The sequence below is a fragment of the Variovorax sp. KK3 genome (assembly GCF_001984055.1).
In the GTDB taxonomy this organism is placed as follows: domain Bacteria; phylum Pseudomonadota; class Gammaproteobacteria; order Burkholderiales; family Burkholderiaceae_C; genus Variovorax.
In genome coordinates, this window is the sequence record NZ_LYVO01000150.1 from 1 (window position 1) to 6319 (window position 6319).

The window sequence follows — 6319 nt, forward strand, 5'->3', positions numbered from 1 at the left end:
CTTCTTGCCCGACACCTCCATCGTTCCGCCGTTGCCGCCGGCCGCGCCGGCGCGCGCCGTGACGCTGCCGGCGAAGCGCGTGTCCTTGTCGCTCCACAGCACCACCAGGCCGCCGTCGCCGACGCTGCCCGTCGCGTCGGCCTTGATCGAAGCGCCCTGCCGCACGTCCAGGCTGCCGGCTCGCGCGGCCGCGCCCGGCACGGGCGAAGCGCCGCGGTAGCTGCCGCCGACCAGCACGGTCCCGCCCTGCAGCGGGCCGCTCGCGTCTAGCACGGCATTGGAGGCCAGCAGCACGCGATCGGCGCTCGCGGCGATGGTGCCGCCCTGCGCCGAGCCGGTCGCGATCACGCTGCCGCCGAGGTTCAGGCTTTCGCCGCCCAGCAGCGTGATCTCGCCGCCCTGCTGCGCGACCCGGGTCGCGCGCAGTTCGCCCGAGATGTTGACCATGCCGTCGACGAGCCCGCGCGCGGTGGCGGCCGAAATCCAGATGCGCCCGCCTTCGGCCGTGATGCGGCCGCTGTGGTCCACGTGCGTGCTCAGCGGCTGGCCCGACGCATCGGCGATGCCGCCCAGGCTGGCGGGGTTCAGCAGGATGTTGACCAGCCCGTCGCCGAACAGGTCGAGCGAGAACGTGGGCGCGCCCGCCAACATCACCTGCCCGAGCCGGGCCGAGATGACGCCGCGGTTTTCCACGCCCGGCGCGACCATGGCGACCAGGCCGCCGTCCGCCGCGGTGATGCGCCCTTCGTTGACGATGCGCGCGCCCGGCTTGCCCGGTTGGTTGAAATGCAGCCGGCCCGCCATGAAGTCGCTGTTGCTCACGTTGGCGGTCGACAGCACGAGCGCCGCCGCATCCACCTGCGCATCGCGTCCGATGAACACGCCGTTCTGGTTGACCAGGTGCACGCGGCCGTTGGCGCTCAGGCTGCCCAGGATGCTCGACGGGTCGTTGCCGACGACGCGGTTGAGCGTGGCCGCCGAGGCCGAGGGCTGGTTGAAGCGCACCGCCTCTCCGGCGCCGATGCTGAAGCTGCGCCAGTCGATCACCGCGCGCTGGCTGCTCTGGTCGATCTGCGTCAGCGTGGGCGACGGCTGCTGGATGCTGGCCTGCCCGCCGACGACGACACCGCCCAGCGGATTGGCGCCGGCCGGGTTCATCGCACCGACGGCCAGGGCCGCGAAGGCCAGGTGCATGGCCCACGAAAGCCTCGACGGGCACAGTCGCGGCGGGGGAACGGCGTGACGCAGACTCATGGCGACGCTCCTTGAGAACTCGAATCTCGGATGTCAGAACTCGTAGCTCAGACCGGCGAAGAAGCGCGTGCGCCGGCTGTTGTAGTAAGCGACGTTGCGCCCGTGCGGCACGGCGATCTCGGCGTAGAAGTTGGCGTTGTTCGCCATCGACGCGCGTATGCCGATGCCGGTGCTGCCGCCCTTCTGCTTGATGTCGGGCAGGGTTCGCTGCAGCGTGACGGTGCGGCCGGCTTCGGCGAATCCGTAGAGCGTGACGCGGCCACCGTCGATCCACGCGGGCTCGTAGCGCAGCTCCAGCTTGCCGGCCCATGCGCGGTCGCCGATGAGTTCGCCGGCATCGAAGGCACGCAGCACGAGCTCGCCGCCCAGCGCGGCGCGCTCGCTCGGCGGCAGCGGGTCGTTGGTCCACTGGCCCTGCACGGAGGCCTGCAGGCTGAAGTTGCCGGGCAGCTTCTGCAGGCGGCCCGCATAGAAGTTGAACTTGGTGAAGCCGTAGTCCGCGTCCGCGCGCTGTGCGTTGGCGGCGCCGGCTCGCGTCGCGCCCATGCCTTTGATGCCTTGCGAGAGCTCCACGTCCGCGAAGTTGATGCCCGAGCCATCGCTCCGGTCCCAGCTCGCGCCCAGACGCAGCGCGCGGGCGTGGTCTTCCTGTTCGAGCAGGCGGTCGAGAAAATCCTGCTTGCCGTTGTAGACGTTGATCCGCGCACGCAGGCGCAGCGTCTCGTTGCGGCTGCGTATCAGCGGATAGCTCAGGCCCAGGGTCGCGATATCGCTTTCGCTCTTGACGCTCGCGCCCGAGAACGCGACCTTCGATTCGATGTGGCCCAGGAACAGGTTCAGCGCGAGCCCGTCGGTGCCCAGCGGCTGGTTGTAGACATAGGCCGCGGAACGCAGCCGCGCGCGGTTGGTGGTCTGCAGCAACAGCGAATGGCTGTCGTCCAGGCCCAGCGGGTTGTTGAGGGTGACGCGGCCCTCGATGGCCACGTCGCCGAGCAGCCGCGACACTCGGTTCTGGATGCCGATGAAGCCCGAGACCGGTTTGCGAACGGCCTTGATGGTGAGCCACGCTTCACCGGTCTCGCCGCCGGGCTCGAAGTAGGCCTGCGCGGTCACGCCGGGCAGCTCGTTGATGAGCAGCAGCTGGCGCTCGAGCGTCTTGATGGTGAGCGGCTTCTCGCCGGCGATGACCTGCGCCTCCTGCCGCATCCGCTCCGTCAGGTTGAACGCCGGGTCGAAGTCGACTTTGCCGACATAGCCCTCGACGACCTGCAGGCGCACCACACCGTCGCGAATGGTCTGCGGCGGCACCACCACCGCCGACAGCACGTAGCCGCGGTTGCGGTAGACGCCGGTCAATGCATTGGCGAGCTCGTACACGGCGGCGAGGGGCTGTTCGCGGCCCAGCATGTCGGCCCAGGCGGGCGCGAGTTCGGTGGTCGGTATGACGGTGTTGCCGCTCAGCTCCACCGCGTTGACGACGATGCGCACGTCCTCGACGCCTGCCGGGAGCTGCGGCGATTGCGTGGGCGGCAGCGCCGGCAGCTGCACCTCGGCGGGCAACTGGGGTGCCGCCCGGCGAAGCTGCTCCTGCAGCACGCCGGGCGTGGCGGGCGACGGCACCGTGGGTGGCAACTGGGCGTGCGCCAGCGACGTGGTCAACGCCGCACACGCGCCGAGCGCCATGCATGACATCCATCCGATGCTTCGGATCTCGGGATCAATGGACACGCTTGCCCTCCGATCGACTCGGGTCGCGGGCTCTGCGGCCCGTCACCCTCTCTGGGTTGGCGTCTTTCCTGCCGGTGACGCTGCGCCGTATGGTTGCCGAATCGGATGTGCCTAGAAACTAGCCAGAAGCTGTACTTCAAACAAGGGAGATGGAGGCTCGATGCGGCCTACTCGCCTACCCCTTGTTCAGCGATTGCTCAGCGCTTGCTCACCACTTGCCGTCGCTGGGCCGCTTCGCCTTCGCCGCGCTGGTGCCGAGCAAGCGCACCGCGTCGGGCCGATTGGCCTTTTGCGCGAAGTCCAGGGCCGTCATGCCGAGTTGGTTCTTCATCGTCACGTCGGCGCCCTCGTCGAGCAGCAGCTGCACGGCGTCGCTGGAGCCGTACATCGCGGCCATCATCAGCGGCGTGGTGCCGTTGGGCGACTGCGCGTCGATGAAGGCGTACTTGTCGAGCAGCTGCTTCATGATCGCCACGTGGCCGCCCGTGGCCGCGTAGTGCAACGGCGCCCAGCCCGGCTTGTTGATGTCGGCATCGCGGGCGATGAGCTTCGTGACCAGGTCCTGCTGGCCCTTGAGCGCGGCCAGCATCAAGGGGCTTTCGTCCTTGGCGTTGCGGGCTTCCACGTCGGTCTTGGGCGAGTCGAGCAGAACCTGGATCACGCGCGGCGAGGGCTCACGCATGGCGATCAGCAAGCCGGTCTGGCCATGCTCGTCGCGGGTGTTGGGGTCGAAGCCGCGGTTGAGCAGTGACCGGATGCTGCCGGCGTCGTCGCTGCGCGCAGCGCGGAAGAAGTCGTCGAACGAACCCGCATGACCTGCAAAAGATGCTGTAAAAACAGCGAGGTATAGAAGTTTCTTGAAGTAGATTCTCACGTCGTTCGCGCCGTTCACGTTGTGACGACGCCCTTGAACAGGGTTTCGAAATTCCGGCTCGTGGCCTCTGCGATGGCTTCGACAGGCACGGCGCGCAGCTCCGCAATCTGCTTGGCGACGTAGGGCACGTAGGCCGGACTGTTGGTCTTTCCGCGGTAAGGCACCGGCGCGAGATAGGGGCTGTCGGTCTCGATCAGCATGCGGTCGAGCGGCACGAAGGCAGCCACCTCGCGCAGTTCGGCCGCCTTCTTGAAGGTCAGGATGCCCGAGAAGGAAATGTAGAAGCCCAGGTCCAGCGCGGCCCGGGCCACCTCGGCCGTCTCCGTGAAGCAGTGGAACACGCCGCCGGCCGCCGCCGCCCTGCCGTCCTCACCCTCTTCCTTCAGGATCGCCAGCGTGTCGGCCGAGGCGTCGCGGGTGTGGATGATGAGCGGCTTGCGCACCTGCTGCGCCGCGCGGATGTGGATCCGGAAGCGATTGCGTTGCCATTCCAGGTCGCCGATGCTGCGGCCGCCCTTGCGCTCTTCCATCTGGTAGTAGTCGAGGCCGGTTTCGCCGATGGCGACCACTTTCGGCATGGCGGAGCGTGTCACCAGGTCGTCGATCGAGGGCTCGGCGATGCCTTCGTTGTCCGGATGCACGCCTACGCTGGCCCAGAAGTTGTCGAAACCGGACGCCAGCGCCTGCACGTCCGAAAATTCTTCGAGCGTCGTGCAGATACAGAGGGCCCGGTCGACCTGCGCCGCGGCCATCGCCTGGCGAAGCTCGGGCATGCGGTCTGCGAATTCGGGAAAGGTCAGGTGGCAGTGGGAGTCGGTGAACATTGCTTCGAACGCATCGCGGAGGGTAACCGCGGAAAGTAATCGCGATGTGAAATCGCGGAAAGCAAAAAGGGTGCTGCAACCGCAGCACCCGCGGGCCCACGTCACGAAGACGCGGCGCTCAGATGGTCTGGGTGGGGCGGTCGGAGGCCATGGTGCCACCGAGCGCCTCTTCGATGCGCGCCTTCAGCTGGCGCGACTTCTCGTCGGAGGGGAATCGGATACCGACACCGGGCGCCCGGTTCCCGGCCGCACGGGCCGGGGTGATCCAGGCCACCTTGCCGGCCACGGGATAACGCTGCGGGTCTTCGGGCAGCGTGAGCAGCACGTAGACGTCGTCGCCGAGGCGGTATTCGCGGGAGGTGGGAATGAAGATGCCACCCTCGGCGAACAGCGGAATGTAGGCCGCGTACAAGGCGCCCTTTTCCTTGATCGCCAGCTGGATGACGCTGGGACGCGCGGGCATCGCGGGGGCGGCAGGCGCGGCGGTCGTGGGGGTGACGGGCGTGTTCATGTGCGGCGGCCGGGGGAGTTTAGGGTGCTTCGCGCTTCGCTCACAAGCGCCTCGAGCATCAAGCCCGCATTGAACGGGTGTTCTGCGGTTTTTGCCGCATTTGCGAGGGAACGCGACCAGCGCGCGAGCGCGGGCCGCGACGGCGTGACGGGCAGGTCGGCGGCTTCGAAGAAGCGCGGCGTCGCGCCGCTGTCGACCGCCATCAGGTCGTGGCAGATCTTTTGCAGCACGACGATGGCCTGCGGAGGCGCGTGGTCGGCCAGGGCGCCGACCTCGCCGCGCTGCATGGCCTTGGGCAGCAGGCTCCAGGCCTTGGGCGACTGGCCCGACCGGGCGATGCGCAGCGCGTCGCTGGGGCGGCCGCCGGCGGCCCGCAACAGGGCAGGTGCATCGGCTGCCGGCACGCCCTGCTCGACGAGCCAGGCACGGGCCTCGTCGTCGCCGGGCCAGGGCAAGGTGTAGCCCAGGCAGCGGCTGCGAATGGTGGGCAGCAGTTGCCATGCGGCCTCGCTGGCGAGCACGAAGCGCACGTCGCCGACCGGCTCTTCGAGCGTCTTGAGCAGCGCGTTGGCGGTGATGTTGTTCATGCGCTCGGCCGGGTACACGAGCACGGCCTTGCCGCGGCCGCGCGCACTCGTGCGCTGGGCGAAGCCGACCGCGTCGCGCATGGCTTCGACCCGGATTTCGCGGCTGGGCTTGCGCTTCTTGTCGTCGATGTCGGCCTGGCTTTTTTCGTCGAGCGGCCAGCCCAGTTCCTGCATGGCGACCTCGGGCATCAGCACGCACAGGTCGGCATGGGTGCGCACCGCGATCGCGTGGCAGCTGGGGCAATGGCCGCAGGCGCCCTGCCCTTTGCTTTCGTCGGGCTGTTCGCAGAGCCAGGCAGCGGCAAGCGCCAGGCCCAGTTCGTACTGGCCCAGGCCGGAGGGGCCTTGCAGCAGCCAGGCATGCCCGCGCTGGCGCAGCAGGTCGGCCAGGGGCTGGCGAAGCCAGGGAAGCATCGGCGCGGCGTCGCTCATCGCTTGCTTGTCTCGAAGATGCCGCGCTCGGCCAGCGCCGCCTCGATGCGTGCCCAGACCTGCTTGCGCGTGCCGACGGCATCGATGCGCACGAAGCGCGGGGCAGCCT

Annotated in this window: 6 protein-coding genes; all 6 read right to left on the bottom strand. The window is 68.7% G+C overall.

All coding sequences use genetic code 11. The features are described 5' to 3' along the window. Nucleotides 1-1254 (bottom strand): filamentous hemagglutinin N-terminal domain-containing protein (locus B0W80_RS33555; protein WP_143684904.1); only part of this gene is annotated, 1254 nt, incomplete at its 3' end. A gap of 33 nt (nt 1255-1287) precedes the next feature. Beyond that, the gene (locus B0W80_RS33560; protein ID WP_143684905.1) at nt 1288-2982 is read right to left on the bottom strand and encodes a ShlB/FhaC/HecB family hemolysin secretion/activation protein; all 1695 of its coding nucleotides are present in this window, start codon (nt 2980-2982) and stop codon (nt 1288-1290) included. A 208-nt stretch (nt 2983-3190) separates the two neighbouring features. Beyond that, entirely contained in the window at nt 3191-3856 is a 666-nt protein-coding gene (locus tag B0W80_RS33565; protein ID WP_077003471.1) for an ankyrin repeat domain-containing protein, read from the bottom strand. A 14-nt stretch (nt 3857-3870) separates the two neighbouring features. Then, a complete protein-coding gene (locus tag B0W80_RS33570; RefSeq protein ID WP_077003468.1) occupies nt 3871-4680 on the bottom strand; it encodes a TatD family hydrolase in 810 nt (269 codons plus the stop codon). Between the two features lie 118 nt (nt 4681-4798). Then, the gene (locus tag B0W80_RS33575; protein ID WP_077003469.1) at nt 4799-5191 is read right to left on the bottom strand and encodes a PilZ domain-containing protein; all 393 of its coding nucleotides are present in this window, start codon (nt 5189-5191) and stop codon (nt 4799-4801) included. After that, entirely contained in the window at nt 5188-6210 is a 1023-nt protein-coding gene (locus tag B0W80_RS33580; protein ID WP_077003470.1) for a DNA polymerase III subunit delta', read from the bottom strand. The genes B0W80_RS33575 and B0W80_RS33580 overlap by 4 nt, the downstream gene beginning before the upstream one ends. Between the last annotated feature and the right edge of the window lie 109 nt (nt 6211-6319).